The sequence below is a fragment of the bacterium genome (assembly GCA_021372535.1).
Lineage (GTDB): Bacteria > Latescibacterota > Latescibacteria > Latescibacterales > Latescibacteraceae > JAFGMP01.
The window spans coordinates 35,231-58,488 of the sequence record JAJFUH010000038.1 but is presented as its reverse complement, the minus strand read 5'-3'; the positions used below and the strand labels follow the sequence as shown (position 1 = coordinate 58,488).

The following is a 23,258-nucleotide window of genomic DNA, read 5'->3' as shown; positions in this document are numbered from 1 at the left end:
TTCATGATTAATATTGTTTCTCTCTGTTGAACAGATTTACTAAAAAGGACTGCGGCATGAACAAGGTAAAAATCACCGTCGTCAAACGTCTCGATTTCAATGAGATTCATTCCGGCTCGAATCTTCCCTGTTCGACTGATCTCGCCCCGGTTTGCGAGGTGTTTTCAGAGGGACAGGAATTTGTCACCGACATGACCACTGTGCCCGAAGGCTTCTGCACCTTTGCGTTTGTGGACCTTGCGCGGTATATGAGCGGTCTTAGGGCTGGCGCCGACTATCACTGGATGAACGAAAAAGGGAAAGTGCTGGCCTGCTGCACCGATGGTTTCAGACCGGTCGTTTTCTGCCTTGAACGTATCGAGGAGTGAACAATCCGGGCTTAATTCCCGCATGCATATCTTACAGATGTGATGTTTACGTTTCTATTTGCTTTAACTGAAGGGACCAGGCATGGGTAGCAGAAATAAAAATCTCTGTTTCGTGAAAAAGCATATCATTCCGGGTATTGTCATTACAGCCGCTCTCCTTGTCTTCGCCGGTATTTCCTGTTCCGGCGGAAACGGAACGAAACCGTCAGGTGAAACATGCGATATCCTGATCGCCGGCGGAGGTACCGGTGGTGTCGCTGCGGCGCTTCAGGCCTGCGACATGGCAGATGAATGCGGAATAAAAAGGATCATCATTACCGAGGAGACATCATGGCTCGGCGGACAGTATACCTCGCAGGGAGTGACCGCCTCGGACGACAACGGTCTTGTGGAGCAGGGCCGCTATTATGAAGCCGCTTCCGAGCTCTATTTCCGGTTTCACGAGACTGTTCGCGACCTTTACAGGCCGAAGGCCCTTGAAACAGCCGAAAAAACCGGGCGGACAGGCGCCGGAGAAACAGCAGCGCGAAAAGCCGAGATAGAGTGGATACGGGGTACGAAATTCTCGCCGGGGAACGCATGGGACTCGCGTATGAGTTTCCTTCCGGAGGACGGAGTCAGGGCAATCGATGCGATGCTCAAACCATATCTCTCAAGCGGCCTGCTTACTGTCATGTACAACACAGTCCCGGTTGCGGTGATTAAGGACGGCGACCGTGTAACGGCGGTGAGAGTACGTGATACCAAGAAAGGCGGAGAGACTGTCATCAGAGCCTCCATTACCCTCGATGCGACCGAACTGGGAGACCTCTTCCCGCTCTCGGGAACACCCTACCGCGTGGGAATCGAGGCATCGACCGATACGAACGAGCCCTCGCTGTTCGACGAGAAAGGAAACGTTCTCTATCCCGAGCCGCTTCCTCACTGCACGCAGGCGTTCACCTATCCGTTCGCAGTCGAGTGGCGCCCGGAGGGCGAGGACAACCGTCTCCCATGGGAAAACCGTCCCGCAAGCTACGAGCGTAACCGTTACCGGTTCACCATGGTTGACAGCGACCGCTGGTTTCTCATGACACGATGGAACGATTACGCCCGTGCAAAGGTTTGGGAAAAAAACCGCAGAACCGGCAGTAAGGATATCCTGCCATGGATACCCTCGTTCTGGACCTATCGCCGTATGCTCGATGCGCGGCTTCTGAATCCCGACATCAAGGCCGATCTTTTCCCGCGCTTTATCGACGGCTCTTGGAAAACGGCGTTCGATCCTGAAAAAGACCCCCTCTATTTCATCCCGAACTGGCAGCACAACCGTCCCGCCGCAGGCGATATCATTGAGGTCAACTGGATCAGCAACGATTACGCCGGCGAAACCATCATCGATGTCACTCCGGAGGAATGCGCAGAAGTTCTTCAGCGGGCGCGTGAACTGTCTCTCGGATTCATGTTCTGGCTCTGGTATGAAGCGCCAAGGGACCCGGGCGACCCGAAACTCGATCCATCGAAGGAGGAAAACTGGTCGGTCGACCCGGTCACCGGTAAAAACCGCGGGTGGGCAAACCTGAAATACCGCCCCGATGTCATGGGCACGGAGGACGGGCTGAGCATGTACCCCTACATCCGTGAATCACGGCGTGTGAAAGCGCTCTATACCGTCCGTCAGCAGGAACTTATGGGACCACGGACCGGACGCGCGAAACTGTTCCACGACACGGTCGGTATCGGGCACTATTTCCTCGACATCCACCGCTGCGATCTTCACACCGACAAGAAAATCGACGTTCAGTTCAAGCATGTCCAGTTCGAGGACGGAAGCTGGGGCGGAGAGAACTCGACCGGCCGGTTCCAGATACCGTTCGGCTCGCTCGTACCGGAGAAAACCGACGGTCTCCTTGCGGCGGCAAAAAACATTGGCCTTTCGCGGATCGCGGCATCCACGTACCGTCTCCATCCCGTTGAATTCCAGATCGGCCAGGCTGCCGGAGCCGCTGCCGCCCTCTGTCTGAAATGGAACTGCCAGCCCCGCGACTTCTGGGTCGAGGCGCCGGGCGCAACTCCGGGAGAAGCGGAACAGCGGCTCAGACAACTCCAGCATGAGCTGATCCGCCGTCATGTGCCTCTGTTCTGGAACGAGGACTGCGGCTGGGATACCGGAAATTTCGAATCTGTTCAGTGGGCATGCCTCCTCGAAATTATGGAACCTCACGGTCCCCGGTTCGAGCCGGATGCACCGCTCAGCCGCGCGGAAGCGGCGCTCGCTCTCGCCCGCATGGCTCCGGAGCCGCGCAAAGACGGCATATGCACCATCCGGTTCACCGATGTGTCGTTCGATAACCGCAGCCTGATCGAGGCGCTCTCGTTTCTGGAACAAAAAGGCGCGCTCGGATGGATCGGGGGAAGTATATTCGAGCCTGACATGCCGATATCGACAGAAGAATTTTCATCGATGCTCGCATCGGTTGTTCCTGATATACAAGCAGCTGCTCCCGGAGGTCAGCATGACAATATAAGCCGTGGCACAGCGGCGCAGATACTGTACAAGGTGGTTGCCCGACGGTTCATATTATCCGGTATACGGTAATGTATTTTCCGATTAAGATTTCCTTTGTCTTAACGAGAATACGGTGACTCGCCGTGCTGCCGTTCTGACGCTGCAAAGTTGGAGCCGATTGTTAACTGATAAAAATATATAACCGGGATATTTTTTCTCTTTGATATTTCAAGTTTCAATGTTATACTTTAAATAATGATTACTAATATTTTTTCCTGATACATATATAAGTTGTTCATTGAATTGTTTTTTACTCCCCAAACATTTTAATCCTTCTATATTCAGTTTCATTCGTGCCTCTGATTGAACGGTTTTGCGGTTTAAAGCATTTAGAATATATGTTCATTTGTATATTTTAATTATAATTTATATTCGTTATTATCACCATTTGTACTGTTTCATTTTCACGAAAGGAGCTACATGTGAAAAAGATCCTTGCACTGCTCTTGATCGTTTCCATGGTCTTTGCCGTCGGGTGTCTGACCAGTGACAGCAGCAAAAACGATGACGAGGTCGATAACGGCGGCGGAACAGGTGGGTCGCTCAAAGCGGAAAACTACATTCCGCTGGTGAAAAACGCCACATGGAAATGGCAAAGCACCGATGAATCAGGTTATTCCTACACCTATACCGATGTATTGACCGGCACAACGACACGGGACGGGAAAACATACTGGGTCATGAATGAAGATAGTTCAGACAATCTGTTCCGCCTGTCAAATAACATCATGTATTCATACGCGGAGGGTGAATACCTCGAAAAAGCTCATGCCCAACAGTTCAATCTCGGGAGTACCGAAATCCCGTTATATAATTTCAACAAATCTGTCGGCCAGACATGGACAATTTTTTCCGATACCATGTCCGAAGAGGGATATTCTGCAACCATAAACTGGACCGGAAAGTATATCGGCCTCAAAGACGTAACCGTTCCTTCCGGAACGTTTAAGAACTGCGCTGTATTCGAAAGTACCATGAAGACAGAATACACATCAGAGTGGGGAAAAGGGAGCTATGACGAGATCAGCACCACCTATTTCGCTCAGGGCATAGGTCCCGTCAAAACCATTGATAAATACACGGATTATGAAGACGGCAAACTTTCCTATGATTATACCTCTACCGACGAGGTGATTTATTACAATATTCCCGGCGGTCCGAGCGGAGGCGACAATACCGGCGGCGGCGGAAGCGGAACATACAATGTCTCGGGATATATCACGGATTCCACCGGCAAACCGCTCCAGAACGTCCTGGTAAGCATTACCGTTTCCGGCGAGAAGCTCGAAACATATACCGATTCCGATGGCGAATATCTGATAATCGAAGTCCCCAACGGAACCTATACCCTCACTCCTTCAAAATCGGGTTATACGTTCACACCCGCATATATAACCGTTACAGTCAATGGAGATGATTTCTCAGCGACAACGGCAATAGTCGGAAAAACCGAAAGCGGTGGTGGCGGCGGAACTACCGGCGGTACCTATTTCCCGACTACAAAGGACGCTACATGGAACTGGAAGTCTGTCATCAAGAATGCCGACGGCGACCTCTTATACGATGATACGTACCATGTGACGATGTCGATCTCGAGCCCCTTTGACGGTAAAGATTTCGTCCTCATGGACATTTCAAACGACTGGAACGATCCGTTCGTCAGGTATGAAACTTCCGAAAATGTTGTCTATTTCCATTACGATGACGATTCATATATCTGGTTTAAAGCAGCTGCAAACGCCGCGGACGAAGGAGGTACTTTCCCCTTCTATAAATTCGGCGTTTCGGCGCAGGCATCCTGGGATGTGTTTTCATACCAGTATGACGAGAACACGCTTATCACCTGTAAGGGAACATACCTCGGAAAAGAAGCGGTGACGGTCGCGGCGGGAACATTCTCCGATTGCGCTAAAATCCTGCTGACATTCACGAAAACCGAAAAGCACTACTCGCTCATCACCAACAGCTACATAACCGAAACGACGGTGCTTGCTTCCCAGCGATGGTTCGCTGCCGGTGTAGGAATGATCAAGAAAGAATCGACCCGGACAATCGATATGGTGGTCTCCGATATTACTGTTGACGAGGTAACGGGCTATACAATTCCTTAACAGGCGGCAATAACCCTGATATATTATTCTTCAAACCGAAAAATCAAGATGGCTGGGTGTTCTGACCCAGCCATCTTTTTATGCTGTTACGTCGAGTTCCGAAACCATAAAACCGGATTCTGTTGAATTATACGAATGGATCCGTATTTCACCGGTTGAGCACATCGACCGGGGGTGCAGGTTCCCAGCCGTAATCAGGCTCGAAATGCCGCCAGAGGAGCCTCGATATATCCCGCAAGAGCACAAAACCCTCGTTGGTCTCTTCCCAGCTCTGGTCTTCCTGGTTCTTGGTGATGACACAGAACACATAATCACCGGATGGCGCATTGACGAGCACAACCTCGGATCGCGACCGGTTCAACGCCCCCTGTTTCGATGCGGCCTGCACATACGGCGGTATCTGCGAGAGCGCCTCGCCGTTCCAGTAAATGCGGGTGAGTATTCGGTACATCGCCTCACACGCAGAGGGGCTTATGATATCGTTCCTGCGGATTCTGACGAAGAGATCACACAGCTCGCGCGGTGATGTCTGTCCCCAGCCGTACTGCTCGTAGGCGTCCTCTCTTCCCGGTGTGCGGGCATTGATCCGTAGCGATCCGAAGCCGTTTTCTTCGAGCACACGGTTGATATTCATTCCCGAACCGGCGAGCTCCTGGCACCAGATGGAGGCGGAATTGTCGCTGATGGTGATCATGAGCATGATGAGCTTGCTGAGCCTGATTTTTTCGCCAATCTTGAAACAGGCGAGGATATCCTCGTTCATACCTTTGTATGTATACGTCCCGTCATATTCAAGCACCTGATGGAACGAGAGTTCTCCGCGGTTCATGCGGTCGAAAAGGGCGAGCATGATCGAAACCTTAATGAGGCTGGCTGTGGGAAAGAGCTCATCGGCGCGGTGCTCCGCCGTTCTCCCGCTCGGCAGGTGGTGAACATAGACTCCCACATCGCCGCGAAACGGCTTGATGAGATTTTCGATCTTTTCGGTCAGCTTACGGTCGGGTTTCATACGTGTTTTTTGTGCGGCGGCGGCATGTGCATCGGTCGGGGTCATGCCTGATGATATATACCCCAAGCCTGTCAGGCCAACCGTTGAATTCACGATAAAGGAGCGACGTGTGCTGTTGCTGTCCATACTGGTAACTCCGGCATTATTCGTTTACGCTTTTTCCGTGAAAAATTATGGCTGTCGTAGTGCTTCGACTGTTATTCCTCCACTATCTTCGAGTCCTGGTATATGTGTACCGTCCTCTTCGACCCGCCGGGAACAGTCGTTGTCACCCGGGCATGCCACCCGTCGCCGGTCGTCTCCATTACCGGCGGACCATCGAGGCTTTCCTGACGCGCAAAGGTGTAGCCGAGCTCCTTGAGGGTTGCTGCCCACCGTTTATTTTTACCGTAAAAATCGCGCTGTGCATAATAGATATCGAGCAGCACACGACGCGCAGATATAGTCGGGTCCGGACGAAACGTATCCGTTCCCATGGGTGCTGTGGAAAACTGGACATACCCGAACATTTCCGGGCAGTGCATGTTGCAGACACCCTGATCCGACCATGTCCAGTTGTCACAGGCGATGGGGCCTTCCCGTCTGGTACGCTTGTAGGCGTTGTTCGGTACATCCTGCGGTGTCAAGTCGGCGGTTACGATCTCGAAGGGCCATTCGACCCGCGAAAAATTGACTCTCCACTGGTCGCCGTTACGGGGCGGGCAGGGACGGTGTGCGTATTGTTCGAGCGTTGTCCATGGCATGGCTATCTCGATAGACCATCCCCGGTCGGTGTCACGGGGGTCGTTGATCGTGCCGTCTACAAATACCGCTGTCCTGAGACCAGCGATATTCCACGAACAATCCGCCGGGCCGCCGTCACGGTACGCTTTTTTCAGGAAAAGGTCCCACGCGACGTTGAGCACGTTCATTTCGAGCTCGTAGTATTCCTGGTTGTCTCCGTTCGGGTCGATGAAAACCTCGATGTCGTTGTCGTTGCAGATAATCTGGTCACGGTAAAGGAGCGTTCCCCAGACGTGCGGTTCCTCGATCTCGACTCCGAAATAGAAGTAGTAGTTGTCCCAGAGCATCTTCGCCCGTGTCCTGAACCGCGGGATCGGCTGAAGCCCCCCCTCGATATCGGTAAAATAGTTTGTCCACGGCGCCTGTTTCCAGGACGTTTCGTCGAGCCTGCCATCGAGCTCGATGCCGCCGGCGGTTCGATAACAGATGTACTGCTCCTGGTCTACTGTTCTCATATGCTGCCACCGTGCACGGTCGGGTACCTGGGCATATGCTGCACAGGCAGATACAATAATGGCGCATACCATGAAACAGACGCTGGTGGTTTTCAACCCGGGCATAAGTACCGGTCGCTCCTGTGCTTTTTGACATTTCATCGTTTACAGCCTCCGTTGTATCTGTTATTCGACGGTTACTTTTGAAAACTGGTCTATGCTCACGGTTTTCTGGCTGCCGTCCGGCAGTTTGACCGTAAGTGTGGCAGTGTATCCGTCGCCGGACCGTTTGATGACCGGCGCCTTGACCACGCTCTTGTGTGTCGGAACAGCGAGACCGAGATCATCGATCGTCGTTGCCCACCGGTTGTTTTTCCTGAAAAAATCGCGTTGTGCATAATAGATTTCATGGAGGATCATCCGGGCGGGTTCAGTCGGGTCGGGCCGGAACTCAACCGTTCCGGGAATACCGGTCGAGAACTGGACATATCCCCATTTTTCCGGACAATGCATATTGATGATGCCCTGGGGCGACCATATCCAGTTTTCGCACCGCGTTCCATCCGCTTTCGTGAGGAAACTCTTTTCCGTTTTCCGGACATTCGTGGTAAGGATGATTTCGGGAAGATACTCGACCCGTGAAAAGTTCACGCGCCACTGGTCGCCATCACGAGGCGGCGCCGGTTTATGGGCAAATTCCTTGAGCACTGCCCACGGCAGCGCAAACTCGACCGACCATCCCTGATCCTCATCCTTCGGGTCGTTGAGTGTGCCGTAGACATGAACCGCGGTCTTGAGACCGGGGATTTCCCAGCCATTATCGGCACCCATGCCGGGACTGAAATCCTTGTACGGCCGCTTAAGAAAGAGGTCCCATTCTGTGTTGAGGGCGTTGATTTCGATTTCGTAGTACTCGTGGTTGTCGCTGTCGGGATCGATGAATATCTCAAAGTCGTTGTCGTAAAATATAACCGCATCGTGTTTGGTGAGCGTCGCCCAGACATGGGTATCCTCGATGAATGCGCCCACGTAGAAATAGGTGTCGTCCCAGAGCATTTTCGCCTGTGTGCGGAACCGCGGCCTCGGTTTTGCATCGCCCTCGATATCGCCGAAATACTCGGTCCAGGGAATGTATGTCCATGCCTCTTCATCGAGTTTGCCGTCGATCACCACCGGTTTTGTCGCACGGTAGCACACGTATCCCCTCGGCACGATGAACCGCATGCGGGTGAAATCGTCCCAGCCCTGTGCTTCGGCAGCGTGGACATACAGCATTTCCGGACAACAGATCACAGCGAGCAAAAACATACCCTTTATCATCTCCTGAAATCGGAGCTGCGCAACCATGCTGCGGAATCCGTTAACCATTACCAGCCTCCCCGGTCTATTGATGTTGTATCATCTGGTGCTCTCAGTTTTTTTCATACCACCGCGAACGGAGGACAGTCACCGTATCGCAAGCCTGAACGGGATAATCCCGTACGGTTATGGTGTTCCCCGCCACGGATTCGATTTCGAAGCCCGTCTCGCCCGCAAGAACATAACTGCCTTTGAGATCATTGCCCGCCGAAACGGGATCGGCACAGGTGAAGTTCCTTCCCCCGGCAGCCGAAACCCTGAGAGTCGTGCGGGCTTCGGGGATTGTAATGGCAGTCTCTCCGCAGCGCAGCCCGGTGCCGTCGAGCAGGTATCCCTGCATCATCGTTCCGCCGGAATCGAGCGATACGAATCCGAACCGTCCCGCCATCGTGACAGGCCCGTACGAACGCTGCTCATCGTCGGGTGATGATATAATGTAATCGGTTCTTCCCTCGAGCTCAACAGCAACCGCCATAGCGCCGCTCACGGGATCCTCGGCCACAAGATGTGCCGACCTGACCGGAGATACTCCGCCGGTGTAAGGCGCGAGAACGACCGCATATGCGCTTTCCGCATCTTTCCGGGCGGTCCGCTCGGCCAGTATCTGCTGAATGGGCGGGGCATTGAGTTCATCGCCGTGGTAGCTCCGCCAGCCCGGCGCATCGGCGATGATGAGACGGTCGACTCCGGTGAGCATGGTCATGTCCATACGGACGCCGTCCTGTTCCCATGTCGCGGTGAACGGTCCTTTCGGCTGCATGGCGCGGAGATTGCCGAGCCATTCGATCTTATCCCTGCACGGCTGGGGTTTGCCGCCGGTTACAGCGACCAGGTTCCCGTTGCAGTTGAAACAATACTGGTGACGGGTACCGCCGCGGACGCGGAAAAAATCGACCGCATACGTCTGCCCGCCGGGTATCTGCACGAGCGCCGTCGTGCGGCGGTAACGGTCGCACTGTTTGTAGGCATTGGCCGAAGCCTGAACGACTTCCACTCCGGGAGCGGCGCCGAACAGCTCAAGCACAGAATGGCATCCTTCGCCGTCCTGCGACATGCCGTCCACGGTCACGATGTTGTGCGACAGGGTGCTCTTCGTCCAGGCGTTCCGCGGGTCGTCCCAGATATATCCGCGGTCGGTGGCAACTTCCTTGCCGTGGGCGATATAGATGAGGCCGAGAGTGTCGTAGTGACGGTGTCCGCCATGCTCGTAGCCGTTCAGATAGAGTGCGGTATGCTTCTTTGCGGAACCGCCGCGCAAGACAGCCACATGCCATCCGGGGAACCATTCGGTATACAGAGGAAAACCTCCGCTTCCGGTTACTTTCAGGTCGGGGTCACGGTGCCAGAGGGCATATTCGCTGCCCTTTTTAGCCAGCGGGGCGCCCTGGGCCTCTTCGAGCAGACCGGCGTACGAGGGATCGTAACGGTCGGCAAGAAGCTCGGCGTACATTGGATTGATCCCCTCTCCGTAATGAGTGTCGCCGACAACCGGATACCGGCGATTGGGATCGAGCATGCGCACCATGCTCTCCTGTGCGAGACGGTAGCGGTCGAGGCTTGTGAACGGGTTGAAATCGCGGAGCGGTTCGCCCTTTTCCGGGACATATCCGGAGGGGTCGGAGTAACCCGCGAGAATTTCGGGAATATCGCGCATGAGACCGAGATGCATTGCCGAATAGGAAGGCGATTCCCTGCAGAAGCCATCGAAATGGAAGCTGTGCTCCATGAGCGCTTCAAGACCCTCGAGGGCACGGCGGGCGCTTTCGGGACGGTTGAACAGGATGCCCACTGCGGCGCTCAACGCACGGGAGGGTCCGCATTTGTTGTTGATCTCATCCCAGTTCTCCGAATCGACGCAGCCCGCAATGATGAGGTCGTTTACGATGTGTTTTTTCATCTCAACGCTGATGACCGGTTTCCCATCGGCTGTTCGTGCATTTCGTATGAGATCATAAGCGACCGTCATATCGAGGATAAAATCGCCGTCGGTTCCGCTGCAGCCGAATCGCCCGGCTCCCCAGAATCCGTTGTTCAGCACTGCATGATCGCCCTGGGTGTGGAGGCCCGGGAAAGCGGTTATGATGGTTTCGATGGGAAATCTGCCGCCGCGGGGATATTCGCCGAGCGATTTCGCTGCTTCGGCGGGCGGGCAGTCCGCATAGGTTCCGTTGTAGGAATGATACAGCCAGTTCGGATACCGCCGTGCCATAATATCCATGATCAGGGCGGCGCGCTCGGCATATTTCACATCGCCGGTGACCGCATAGAGTCTGGCAAGTGTAAGTACCCTGCCGATGCACCAGCTCGCCTTGCAGTAGCGGATGACGCCGCTGAAACTCGTATGCACCGGCCATGAAGCCCATCTGAACGCGTATTTCCCCGATGTATCACCGGGGTGCGCCCGCTCTTCATCGGTCAGGAAGAAAGTGAACGTCTGCCCTGTTTTCGGAGCTGTCATGCTGCCCGTTTCCGGGTATTCGGGATTGGGATACACCGTGCCACAGTACTTGCAGGTCAGCTTGTCGGGGTCTTCGACACTCCACCGGTAGAGGCCCGTCTCGCCCATCGAGGAAAGCCTGCCCACGCAGGCGGGACAGTTCTGGCCGTAGGTGGGCCACATGGTCAGCTCGGAGATCATGTGTTCGAAGAACTCAGGTTCCTGCTTCATGGCATAATCGACATTGCGCTTCCAGCCTTCCACGATTTCCTGCGCCCAGGGGTAGCGCTTTACATTCTCGCGGGCACGAGCGACATCCTGCTCCTTATACAGTGTGAATGGCCCGGTACCGGTCTTTTTCGAGCACCCCGGACACAGCGCAACCATCAAAAGCATAAAAAACATCGACCATCTTACCATTGCTTCCTCCGCTTTAACAGTTCCATGCCGGGCGTAACCAACTCAAGTCTCCCGCAGGAGCCACCTGACCGCGTTTTTCTGGAGTTTCATATACTCCGGGTTCCACATCACCGAGATCATGTGTCCCGGCGCCATGAAGCACACACGTCCCTTGCCATACTCATACGCCCAGCCTGCCTCACACGATATACCCTGGTCGCCATAGACAAGGCCGTCAGCGTTAACACTCCGCATGAGCACGTACTTCGGGTCCTTATCGTACGTCACATAGTGCTGCTCGTCGGTGACAAGGAAATCGTTCACTCCCCTCGTTATGGGATGGCTGCGGTTCGTGATCCGCACATGAAAGGGGCGGACCGCCGGATGCCCGGTGTAGATGGCACCCTCGACATCGCGGTAGTCTTTGTTCGAGAGCGACACGTGGCTGTTGTTGTGGAAGAAAAAGGCCGAGCCGCCGTTCTCCACGAATTCCTTCACCGCACGGCCCTGGTCGGGCTGCATCCACATGACCGGCTCGCTTTTCATTTCCGGCAGTGGCGGAACGCTCTTGATATCCGCGCCGGACCCGGATTCGTACCCCGGATACGAGCCCATGTAGCCGTCCGGCCAGAGCATGCCGTCCCGAAAGACGATGAGCATCTTGTAGCCATCGAGCGTCTCCGCATTGAGCAGGGTGACCTCGTCAGTGAAATCGATTGAGAGACCCGCCTCACGGACGAGTGTCCTGCCGAGCGAAGTGCGGATGTAGTCGGAGTTGTGATAACGGTCTCCGACGAGGGCGAACGCCGTGGCTTTTTTAAGGGCTGCATGTGAACGCTTTGGAAAAACAGCCGTCCCGAGCGCTGTCAGCGCACCGATGCCGCCGAGCCGGAAAAGCGACGAGCGGCGGGAGAGAGATTTACGTGATTTCATACAGCGGACTCCTTGATTTTATAAATTATAAAGTTTGAAATCATTCCCCGATGTATAAATTTTCATTCCCTATCAATCCGCTTAATCCTTGATTCATACATCCCCTGTCACATGAGCTCCAGAAATGTCACTTTCTCCCTGAGAAAATTCCGCGGCAGGCGCATATCCCCGACAGTACACCGTCTGACTTCCCACCATACACCCTTTTCGTCGGGATAACCGTAGCCATGCTGGTCGAAAACAATTGGTTTTCCCCTGTATTCTCCAAGATAGAGCTGGCAGTGGTCGCCGCAGCTCTGGAGGGTGACAAATGGCTCGTTTTCATTCATCTTTTCATAATATTTCTCCGCGCCCATGTCGGGGAGAAGAACCGTGGCATTGTTGTTGTTATAAAAGGTGAACAGGGCGTTGTGACAGGGCAGAACGAATCCGAAACAGGCAAAAATATCGCGGTAGATTGTCTCGTGCTGACGGCCGAACCAGGCGCCGCTCCAGTCATAGGGAGTGCCGAGGAGCCTGAATGCTATCGTGACAATGTTGCGCCGCGTATAGGGAACAAGGCCGACATGGACATCACCCGTATCGGCAATCCACGCCGTCTCGGTGGCGAACTTCCCGTTCATTTTACGGACAGGAACCTTCACTAGACGGGGATTTGCTCCGGAAACAAGGGGGAGCCGTGTTCCAAGGCCGAACCACCCTGAAGCATAAGTACAGCTCTCATCGGTATAAAACTGCACACGGTCGTTTGTTGCCACAATAAAATCAGGGGCATTGACAAATTCATCGATCTCTTTCACGGTGCAGAATGCGATATCATCGCTCCTCGTCCAGCCATATCCCGCCTCGCACAGCACGAACAGATACTCGCCCGATTTCGATACATGGAGTATCTGCACCGGCATGCCTATTTTGATTACTCCGATATTCCAGAGGTCCCAGCGTTCTTTCCTCGATTGCGTCAGACCGGTCTGCTGGGGGAAAAAAGAGGGTATATTCCTGAGCCGTGCGGTGCGGACAGCGATACCATGATGTACGGTGACCGTATCTTTCGCCGTATCGAGCGATATTTCGCGTTCGAATGCATCGATTTCCTCTGCGCTGTACCGTATGGCCAGCGCGTTTCCATACTCCTGCTGACGGAGATATGCTGTTTCGGCCTGGAGCCTGTTTCTGACCGTATCGGCAACAGCCTGAGGAGATAAAGAGCCAATATTCGGAACGGAAATAGAAAATCCGGGCCACCATTGAATCAGAACTGGCCTGCGTTCCGGCGGAACATCCCTGAAGGGATCGGGAGAGGTTATGAACCGTTTGTAGACCGCATTCATGATCTCAATTTTATCCGGGGTCAGTATAACCTCATCCGGGTTTTTCATCCGCGCTGTCCAGTAAGCCGGATCGAGCATTTCAGGAAGAATCCAGGGAAGGGGATCGGGAGCTCTGTTATAGAGGGCATCTCCGGTTTCGGGAATAACAAACTGCGTTTCAGGGTCAATTTTATCGGAAATAATTACCGTGGAAAAGCAGCCAAACACAACGGCAATAAAAAGAAAGACCCTGACCTGATTCTTCATGCAGAACCTCCGGAATTGAAAGATTACCGGGATTAAAATTTATGCTGATCCGGATTATTTAAAAATATTTATAACAAATCTGCGAAAATCCGCATTCTATCAGATTATTATGAACGGCTCGGATCAGGGAATTCCCGTTTCAATTATTCCATAATGAAAAAAGTCTGTCCCTGTTTGTCTTATCGTCGACGCTTCTGCCCACCGGGATATACCGTATGGTGGCCTTTCCCGCGAGCTCTTTTTCGAGGATGCGCCAGAAATCGAAAACAACGACCTTTTTATCTCCGAAATCCTCTGCCCTGAGAGCCTTGAACTCCGGGTCCGGTGTGGTGATGAGCACGACATCAGCCTGATCGAGGCATTCTCTAAGGGAATCGAGTATCACCGTTCTGTCGCCAATCTCGTTCCGGGCGGCATTCCCCGCGAGCGGGTCATATCCGATGACTCTGACCCCCGCTTCCGATAAAGCCTGTGCTATATACAGCGATTGAGATTCTTCGACAACGTCCGAATACGGTTTATATGCCAGCCCAAGTACTGCCACGGTAGCGGGGTGTTTAATTTCGCTGATCAGCCGTCTGACAATTTTTTCTGCCCACTGAAAGTTTGAGCGATGGGTGGTTTCCGCAATTTCGGCTTTTACATTCATGCGTGAAGCGAAGAAGCTGAGCGCCAGGTTATCCCTCGGGAAACACGGGCCGCCATAACCGAGAGCGCCCTTGAGGTACTGCTTCCCGATGCGCGAATCGGTTCCGATGGCATCGGTAACCGCATCAACATCGCCGCCGGGAATCTGCTCGCAGATTTCGGCGATCATGTTGGCATAGGCGATTTTCGTGGTTACGAAGGTGTTGAGCGCAACTTTCGCGAGTTCGGCGTTTTCGAGGGTCATACGTTTGCACGGGGGACTATTGAGCATGACCTGCGAGTAAAATTCCCCGAGAAGATCGCCCGAGCGCCTGTCGAATTCGCCGACGAGATTAAAATCGGGATTCAGATAATTATGTATAATACTCCCGAGCGCGATGAAATCGGGACTGTAGCAGAGCCCGAAATCGGGCCCGCATGTTTTCCCCGATCCTTTTTCCAGCACTGGAAGCAGGCCGTAACGGGTGGAACCGGGAAGTACCGTGCTTACGAGAACGACGAGATGATATGAATTTTTATCTTTGAGCCCCCTGCTCATTTCACGGAACGCCCATGCGGCATACTGGAGAGAGAATGCGCCCCGTTTGTCACTCGGCGTGGGAACGATGACAAACGAAATGTCAGAATGTATCACCGCATCGTAGTGACTCATGGTTGCACGGAGCCGTTCCCTGTTGGCGGCAACATAGTTTTCGAGGTCCGTCTCATGCACCGGAGCATGACCGGCATTGAGCAGATCGACAGCTTTTTTATTTATATCAACGCCGATAACCTGAAATCCCCGGCTTGCAACAGCCGCGGCCATCGAAGCGCCGAGCTTCCCGAGACCGATTACGGAATAAACTTTCTCGTTATTCATCACGCTTTCCCTTGTATCTTGTTATGGTATGTGAAAAGTCATGGATAATTCCATACTGCACCGGTATATAAAAGATAATAGTGATTGATTCAATAAAATACAATCTGATTATTCAATGAGCTCATAATCACTAATTTATTGTACAAGTACTGTCATTCCCAAGAACGAAGTGAATTGGGAATCCAGTATTGACACTACTCTTTATCGAGTATGGGGCGATGGATTCCCGCCCCCGATTAATGATTCGATGGGTGACGTCTTTTACGGGAATGACATTTTTAATGTGTCAAAACATCACATCCGTTAATTATATGCACTTATTGAATAACCAGAAAATACAATTAAAAAACCTTCCCGATTTGCATTTCTTTCTCGGGAAATAACCCATGAATATTATTGCGTTTGACTTTATACGACTTATTTTTGTAACTTGTAGCTTTATAAACGAATCGGTGAATGTGTCACAGACACACACAACAGCATAATAACGGTGAATTGTGCTTTTGACAGAACAGGAAGAATTCCATGTGTGGAATAGCCGGTGCTCTTGTTTTTAAAAACAGTAATTTTATCGTTACACCTGCCTATATCATGAACATGCGTGATGTCATGGATCATCGGGGACCGGACGGCGCCGGATTATGGATCGATGAAAAAGGGCGCTTCGGTCTGGGGCACAGGAGGCTTTCCATTATCGATCTCTCGGAAAGCGCCACGCAGCCTATGAGCAACGAGAACGAGACGCTCTGGGTATCGTTCAACGGCGAGATATACAACCACCAGGAAATACGCGCCGAGCTCGAAGCGATCGGCGGCCACCGCTGGAAGACCGATCACTCCGATACCGAGGTGATCATCCATGCGTTCGAGCAGTGGGGCATCGAATGTCTCCACCGTTTCAGGGGTATGTTCGCCATAGCGCTCTGGGACTCGGTAAAACGCGAGCTCTGGCTTATCCGTGACCGCATCGGCATCAAGCCGCTCTACTACAGCATCCATCATGGCCGTATCGTCTTCGCCTCCGAGATCAAGGCCCTGCTCCAGGACCCCGAACAGAACCGCGCGGTCAACGAGGAGGCCCTGTATCATTTTCTGACGTTCATCACCACTCCCGCTCCGCTGACCCTGTTCGAGGGCATCGGGAAACTTGCCGGCGGAACATGGCTCAAAGTACATGAGGACGGCCGGATTCAGGAGAACAGGTACTGGGATGTCTGGGATCATACCGAGCCTCTCACCGGAGTCAGCGAGGACGAAATAGCCCATCGCATTGTCGATGAGCTGCGCACGACGGTACGGTACCGCAAGGTGAGCGACGTCCCGGTGGGCGTTTTCCTTTCCGGCGGGATCGATTCGAGCACCAATGCGGCATTTTTCTCGGAGGGCGAAAAGAACCCGGTCAAGACCTTCACCATCGGGTATGTCGGCGAATACCAGAGCTACAAGAACGAAGGCTACTATGCAAAAAAGATGGCTGACATTCTTGGAGCGGAACATCATGAAAAGCTCCTGACCATCGACGATCTCCTCGATTTTCTCCCCCGAATGGTCTGGCTGCAGGACGAGCCGATAGCCGATCCTGTATGTATTCCCGTCTATTATGTATCGAAGCTGGCCAGGGACAACGGCGTCATCGTCTGTCAGGTCGGCGAGGGCGCCGATGAGCTCTTCTGGGGATATCCGTGGTGGAAGAGTCCGCTCAATGCGGCGAATTTCAGCGATTATTTCCTTTTCCCCTGGCTGAAGAATATCGGGATGTCTTTTTTGAAAGACCGGCCCATATTCCGTAATGATTTCAAGCTCGAATGGCTTCGCCGCATATCGCTCGGCCAGCCCATCTTCTGGGGAGGGTGTGACATTTACAGCGACAGTCAGAAAGCCACGATACTGAGCCCGCGCCTGCGGCAGAAATTCAAGAATTTCTCCACATGGGAAGCGCTCCAGCCAATCCGGAAACGGTTCGAAGAAAAAGCATGGGAAAAATCGAACCTGAACTGGATGAGCTATGCCGATCTGAGCGTCCGGCTGCCGGAGCTGCTCCTGATGCGGGTCGACAAGATGAGCATGGGAGTGAGCCTCGAATGCCGTGTGCCGTTTCTCGACCACAAATTCGTGGAGCTCGCCATGAGCATCCCGGAAAAAGTAAAAACGAAGAACGGCGTGACAAAATATATCCTGAAAAAAGCGGTTCGCGGCATCATCCCCGATGAGCTCATCGACCGTCCCAAACAGGGATTCGGAGTGCCTGTGTACGAATGGTTTTTCGACCGTCTCGGGGAAAAATCGAGAACCGAGATGAATTCATTCTGCGACAAAACCGATTTTCTCGACAAAAAACAGATTTCCCAATTTCTGGACAACGGGCAGGGAGTCGATATTTGGTTTTTGCTCAATTTTGCGCTGTGGTGGAAGGAATATATCGGTTCATGAGATAACCCTGCCCCCTGTCAGGGCCATTGGCTCACGGGAATGAGATTCACCTGTCTGCGGATAAATTGTATTCCTCTTATGTATTGTTATACTTGAAGAAACATTTGAAATAATTATGAGTAACATACTTGAATGTTTGATATAATGCTTTTCTTCCCTCTTCTGTTTACGGGAGAGGGACCGAGGGTGAGGGTAATAATTCCATGAAAAAAAAGAGCGATACGCCCCCCGGTTCGCGTTTTACATTGCTGGAATCCTTCCTGCTTCCCGCCGGCTCAGTCACCGCGCTCGAGACGGGGAGAAAAAACGGTCTGCTCATGTACGGATATTTTCAGGATAACCGGACAGTATCATATCTTGTCATCAAAGGGAAAGTCAACGATGATATCGTGGCATATTGTTCGGAATATTCTCCCGAAATATACTCGGTTCTCGAACAGTGCATGGAAAAGGGAAGTCTCCTTCTGGATTTCGACCATAACGAAGCGTACACACCTTCCGGGAAAGACACCCGGCCTCTGACTCTGGCGCTGCTCGATGCGCTGGGAACTGTCGCTCAATTCCCGAAGAGAACGATCGATGCCTCTTCCGGGATCGTCTCCGTTATCCTCTGCGGCGGCAAGGGAACCCGGATGCAGTCGAAAGACCTCCACAAGGTCTGTTTCCCCATTGCCGGACGGCCCGCAATCAACCGTCTTATCGACCAGCTCGAATCGGTGGGAATTCATGAACATATCGTTGTTGTCGGCGAAAAGGGGAGACAGGTGGTGAACGAAGTATCCGAAATCAGGGACAATGTCGCATATGTATTTCAGATAAACCAGAATGGTACCGGCAATGCCGCCAAGCAGGCCGCTCATCTTCTCAAAGCCCGGAGTTTCAAGGGTAATGTGCTGGTTATATACGGCGACAAGGTTGTCGAAACGAGCGCTCTCGAACGGCTGCTCGGTAATTTCAGGGAAAGCGGAGCCGATCTGGCTGTCATGACCGCCGAAAAGACATTCTGGCCGGATTCGGGACGGGTCGTTTTCGACCGTAAAGGACGCCCGATAGACATCGTGGAGAAACGCGACATCCAGAAGATGATCCTTGCCCGAAGGCTTCACACCCTGAAACGTGAAAAACCGAAAACCTCGCCGCGCATGCTGCTCAGGGAAATCCTCGATGTGATTCCCTCGCTTGCGAAAGCTCACAAGATGTTTCCGGGTCTCATCGAGGTTCTTGAAAAGAATACCGCTCTGTCGTTCGGCGAGCTCAATACTCTGGTCCCGGAACGGGATACGTTCTATATGGTTGATACGGAAACCGGCGAGGAAGCAATATCGGGGGAAGCGCTTGAAAATACTACTCCTGCGATCAATGCCGCTGTTTATCTGTACTCAGCGGATGCGTTCATCGATTCTTTGTTCAGGATACGCTCCGATAATGCCCAGAAAGAAGAGTATATCACCGATACAGTCCGGATTCTGGCCCGTGACACCGCGCAATCCCGTAAAATCATCCCGGTTCCCGTCAGGGGGCAGTATGAGGTCATGTCCTTCAACAATCCGGAGGAGCTGTTAAAGATAGAGGAGTATTACAGCAGGAAGGAATCCCAGCCATCGTTTGAAAATTCCTGTTTCGGACGGATCGATATAAAGCATCTCAATAAGGCGCTGAGGCCCGTGGATGAATGGCTCCGTATCTTCGAGGATCTGAATCCAGAGGTGAAAGCCGGTCTTGCCGGTGTGTACGGAGGCGACGAAGATGTGCTGGAGGAACGCCGCGAGGCATATCATCAGGCTCTGCTCAAATATCTCAGGGTATTCGGAAAAAACAAGCCGGTCATCATTGCCCGCAGCCCCGGGCGTGTCAACCTGATGGGCCGTCATGTCGAGCACCGCGGCGGATACACCAACTACATGACCATCAACCGTGAGGTGATCCTTGTCGCCGGGGTCAGGGAAGACGATGTCATCACCATACACAATGTCGATGCGCAGAACTTCAGACCGCGGAGCTTTTCAGTCGGGGAGGAGCTCTCACGGCTTCCATGGGATGACTGGCTCAATATGATAAACTCCGAGACAGTGAGCTCGATGATACGGTCGAGCCGGGGAGACTGGGCAAACTATTTTAAAGCTGCCGCCCTGAGGCTTCAGGAAAAACTCAAAGGCCGGCTGCTCTTCGGTTTCGATGGCGTGCTATCCGGCCAGATACCTCTGGCAGCAGGGCTGAGCTCCTCGTCCGCGGTTGTGGTTTCCGCCGCGGAAGCGCTGACATTTATCAACAGCCTGTCGTTTGTCCCAAAGGAGTTTGTCGACCTCTGCGGTGAGGGGGAGTGGTTTGTCGGAACGAGGGGCGGCAGCGGCGATCATGCCGCGATGAAATTCGGCGAGCGGGGCAATATTCTCCATATGGGATTTCACGAGGTCAGGATCGAGGATGTCATTCCGTTCCCCGAAGGAGTATCGCTCGTGATTCTCCAGTCCCATCAGTATGCGAAAAAATCCGGCGGCGCCATGCAGATATTCAATGAAAAAGTCGCAACATACGAGATTGCTTATGAGATTGTCAGATTACGGTTTCCGAAGTTCAGGGAGCGCCTCGCATACTTCCGTGATATCGATGCCGGGCATCTCTGCCTTGAGCCTCACGAGATATACGATATCCTTCTGGCAATCCCCGAACGTGTCTCCCGTAAAGAGCTCCTTGGGATACTCGACAATGAAGGGAAAAACCGCATGGGGAAAGTATTTTCGACCCATGAAGAGCCCGGGGGCGGTTATGAGGCGAGAAGTGTGGCGCTTTTCGGGATGGCGGAGATAGCCCGTGCCCGGGAGTTCGCCCGCATCATCAAACAGGGTGATATCGAACGGGCGGCTCATCTCATGAACATTTCGCATGACGGTGATCGTGTCACCCGTCTCAACGAGAAGGGTGAGCGGGTCAGGTATGATAATTCCGCCCCCGATTCACTGATGCGGTCACTCCGTGATCGTCTCAAAGCCGGCGATCCGGGCGCGGCGCTCCATCTGCAGCCGGGAGGATACGGGTGTTCGACGCCGTTGATCGATGAGATGGTCGATACCGCCCTGACCATAGACGGTGTCCTCGGAGTCCAGCTTTCCGGAGCAGGCCTCGGCGGATGTATCATGGCATTCGTGAAAAACGGCGCTGTCAACGATTTCCGGATGAAAATCGAAACGCTGTTCTATGCAAAGCACGGTCTGCCGCAGCAGGTTCTGATCTGTACCCCGATATCGGGTTCGGGAATTTTTTCGGCATAAGCTTTATTTTACATATACTGGCTTTTACAAATAATCCGGGTCACAGGGAATATCTGTTATGACCGAACCTTTTTCGACATCCGATCTGCCCCTTTCCGTGGGCTGTTATTACGCCTTGAAAGATACGATTGGCGAAGATGCCGTTATTCTGGAACGGTTGTCCAGGGCAATCGATACACCGGTCAGTCTGAGCCTTTCTCAGTATTTCCACTGGTATGCCATGGTTTTTGCCTTCAAGCCCGATCTCATTATCGAACTTGGACGCGGCCCCGGTAATTCCACGAGTGTTTTCTGCCAGGCATCCCGGCGCCTGAAAAACACCATCGTGAAAAGTTTCTGTTTCGGCCCGGGCTGGGATAAGAAGAAGAACATCGTACCCCTCGTGGATGCGGACTGGTTCTCTCGGCTCGAAATATATTCCGGTGATCTCACACGGGTCGATTTTTCACCGCATATTCAGCCTTTTCAACGAGTAATGGTACTGTGGGATGCGCATGGTTATGAGGTCGCCAATCACGTTCTCGGGCATATCATGCCTCTCTTACAGCAGAAACAGCACATTGTTATATGCCATGATTTCTCTGACAATCGCGTCGTATCCTGCCCGAGGAGTTATGGGGGAAAATCATTCTGGATGGGGATGAACGACTTTGATATAAACAGTGATAAACGTGAGCGGCTCAATCTTTTCTGGATTAATACCGTCGTTGATCAGGCCATTCCGCTCGTCGATTTCTGTTGGAGAAATTCCATCGAGCTCCATTCAGCCGATTTCGAGCTGTATGAGATCAAAAGAGACCATCCGGAAATCATACGGGAAATTCAATCGTTTATCCCCGGACATGTATTCTCGGAGATCAATCACTGGGTGTACTTCAGCCTCAATGAATCGAATGGCGACTACCATTTCCCGGCGCTGCTGAAAAAAAGATTTTCGCTTCTTAACTCTATAAGAAATAATTATTTGTGTTATACAGTCATTAAAAATATTTTAAAAGTATTCCGGTAATCGATAACCAGAATAATGCATAAATTTGTATTTTTTTTCTTATGACAATTATTTCCCTGCCTGATGGCATTCTCTCTTTTTGAAGGGAAAGAGGGTGTGGCTCCTGCTTTCATTAATAAGGGGAGACGGCGACTCGCCGCGCTGCGCAGCGTCGCAGCGGGAGCCGGGCGGGATCATGTGAAAACAGGGAAAACAAATTGAATATGGAGATCGAATGGGACTGAAAAAAATAATAAACGGGACTTTGCGTCGTTTCGGCTATGAAATACGCAGAACAGGGTATCGGAAACACGCATCAGATACAATGGACGCCGGTTCGGAGTCTACAGCGACCCAGGAATGGTCACAGCCGTTCGATGTCCTCCGGAGAAAGTGGAACGAGGTTCCCACAAGCCGCGCCAAACGGCAGAAAACACAAAGTTTATACAAGCTTTCCGATGAAAAACTGCGTCATGAATGGTTGTCATGCCGGACGGATATCACAACGGGCACCCAGTTCCGTCACCGCGGCTGGTACCATGCGCTCTATGCCGACAGCATGAACGGTAAAAAGGTGCTCGATGTTGGAAGCGGTTTTGCCATTGACAGCATCACCTATGCCCTGCATGGCGCAAAGGTGACTTTTGTGGATATCCATGAGAGCAATTTGAATGTACTGAAACGGCTCTGCGCCATCTTTGAAATCGGGGACGCCCGGTTTTGCCTACTCGAAAACATGGAGTCGCTCACACAGCTCGATACGGATTACGATGTGATCATGGCAATGGGGTCGCTTCACCATGCCCCTGTCACGGTTATCAGGCCCGAGGTCAACGAGCTGATCAGGCATCTCAGGATCGGCGGGCGGTGGCTTCAGCTTGCGTACCCCAGGACGCGCTGGGAACGTGAAGGCTCTCCCTCGTTCGGCGCATGGGGCGAGATGACCGACGGCGCCGGGACACCATGGGCGGAATGGTATGACGTCGATAAGCTGCTCGGATTGTTCGATCATGCCCAATTCGAGGTCGTTCTGTGCCGGGAATTTCATGACAGCGATTTTATCTGGTTCGACCTTCTCTATACAGGCAACGGGGGTGCCTGAGCAC

14 protein-coding genes are annotated in these 23,258 nt (G+C 52.7%); 7 read left to right on the top strand and 7 right to left on the bottom strand.

Annotated features, from left to right (window positions below; translation table 11 throughout):
- Positions 1-56: 56 nt before the first annotated feature.
- From LLG96_03985 to LLG96_03975, 3 genes are all read left to right on the top strand, one after another.
- The gene (locus LLG96_03985) at positions 57-368 is read left to right on the top strand and encodes a TIGR04076 family protein (GenBank protein MCE5249360.1); all 312 of its coding nucleotides are present in this window, start codon (positions 57-59) and stop codon (positions 366-368) included.
- Positions 369-450: 82 nt separating this feature from the next.
- Positions 451-2,946: an FAD-dependent oxidoreductase gene (locus LLG96_03980; protein ID MCE5249359.1), complete on the top strand. Its 2,496-nt coding sequence runs from the start codon at positions 451-453 to the stop codon at positions 2,944-2,946.
- A gap of 392 nt (positions 2,947-3,338) precedes the next feature.
- Positions 3,339-5,027: a carboxypeptidase-like regulatory domain-containing protein gene (locus tag LLG96_03975; GenBank protein ID MCE5249358.1), complete on the top strand. Its 1,689-nt coding sequence runs from the start codon at positions 3,339-3,341 to the stop codon at positions 5,025-5,027.
- Positions 5,028-5,175: 148 nt separating this feature from the next.
- Here the strand turns inward: LLG96_03975 and LLG96_03970 are convergent, their stop codons facing one another.
- From LLG96_03970 to LLG96_03940, 7 genes are all read right to left on the bottom strand, one after another.
- Positions 5,176-6,162, bottom strand: coding sequence for a class A beta-lactamase-related serine hydrolase (locus LLG96_03970; GenBank protein ID MCE5249357.1), 987 nt, complete (start codon positions 6,160-6,162; stop codon positions 5,176-5,178).
- Positions 6,163-6,233: 71 nt separating this feature from the next.
- The gene (locus LLG96_03965) at positions 6,234-7,415 is read right to left on the bottom strand and encodes a carbohydrate-binding family 9-like protein (protein ID MCE5249356.1); all 1,182 of its coding nucleotides are present in this window, start codon (positions 7,413-7,415) and stop codon (positions 6,234-6,236) included.
- Between the two features lie 24 nt (positions 7,416-7,439).
- A complete protein-coding gene (locus tag LLG96_03960; protein MCE5249355.1) occupies positions 7,440-8,621 on the bottom strand; it encodes a carbohydrate-binding family 9-like protein in 1,182 nt (393 codons plus the stop codon).
- A gap of 43 nt (positions 8,622-8,664) precedes the next feature.
- Positions 8,665-11,469 carry a heparinase II/III-family protein gene (locus tag LLG96_03955; protein MCE5249354.1) on the bottom strand — a complete coding sequence of 935 codons (2,805 nt, stop codon included), beginning with the start codon at positions 11,467-11,469 and terminating at the stop codon, positions 8,665-8,667.
- A 42-nt stretch (positions 11,470-11,511) separates the two neighbouring features.
- A complete protein-coding gene (locus LLG96_03950) occupies positions 11,512-12,381 on the bottom strand; it encodes a ThuA domain-containing protein (protein ID MCE5249353.1) in 870 nt (289 codons plus the stop codon).
- Between the two features lie 107 nt (positions 12,382-12,488).
- The gene (locus tag LLG96_03945; GenBank protein MCE5249352.1) at positions 12,489-13,958 is read right to left on the bottom strand and encodes an SH3 domain-containing protein; all 1,470 of its coding nucleotides are present in this window, start codon (positions 13,956-13,958) and stop codon (positions 12,489-12,491) included.
- Between the two features lie 139 nt (positions 13,959-14,097).
- A complete protein-coding gene (locus tag LLG96_03940) occupies positions 14,098-15,465 on the bottom strand; it encodes a nucleotide sugar dehydrogenase (GenBank protein ID MCE5249351.1) in 1,368 nt (455 codons plus the stop codon).
- Positions 15,466-15,990: 525 nt separating this feature from the next.
- Here LLG96_03940 and asnB point away from each other — a divergent pair.
- The 4 genes from asnB to LLG96_03920 all read left to right on the top strand — a co-directional run bounded on the left by asnB (position 15,991) and on the right by LLG96_03920 (position 23,254).
- Positions 15,991-17,895 (top strand): asparagine synthase (glutamine-hydrolyzing), encoded by a 1,905-nt coding sequence (asnB, locus tag LLG96_03935; GenBank protein ID MCE5249350.1) that lies wholly within the window; start codon positions 15,991-15,993, stop codon positions 17,893-17,895.
- 203 nt (positions 17,896-18,098) lie between these two features.
- Positions 18,099-21,164, top strand: coding sequence for an NTP transferase domain-containing protein (locus LLG96_03930; GenBank protein MCE5249349.1), 3,066 nt, complete (start codon positions 18,099-18,101; stop codon positions 21,162-21,164).
- Positions 21,165-21,222: 58 nt separating this feature from the next.
- Positions 21,223-22,173, top strand: coding sequence for a hypothetical protein (locus tag LLG96_03925; protein ID MCE5249348.1), 951 nt, complete (start codon positions 21,223-21,225; stop codon positions 22,171-22,173).
- A gap of 214 nt (positions 22,174-22,387) precedes the next feature.
- Positions 22,388-23,254, top strand: coding sequence for a class I SAM-dependent methyltransferase (locus LLG96_03920; protein MCE5249347.1), 867 nt, complete (start codon positions 22,388-22,390; stop codon positions 23,252-23,254).
- Positions 23,255-23,258 lie beyond the last annotated feature (4 nt).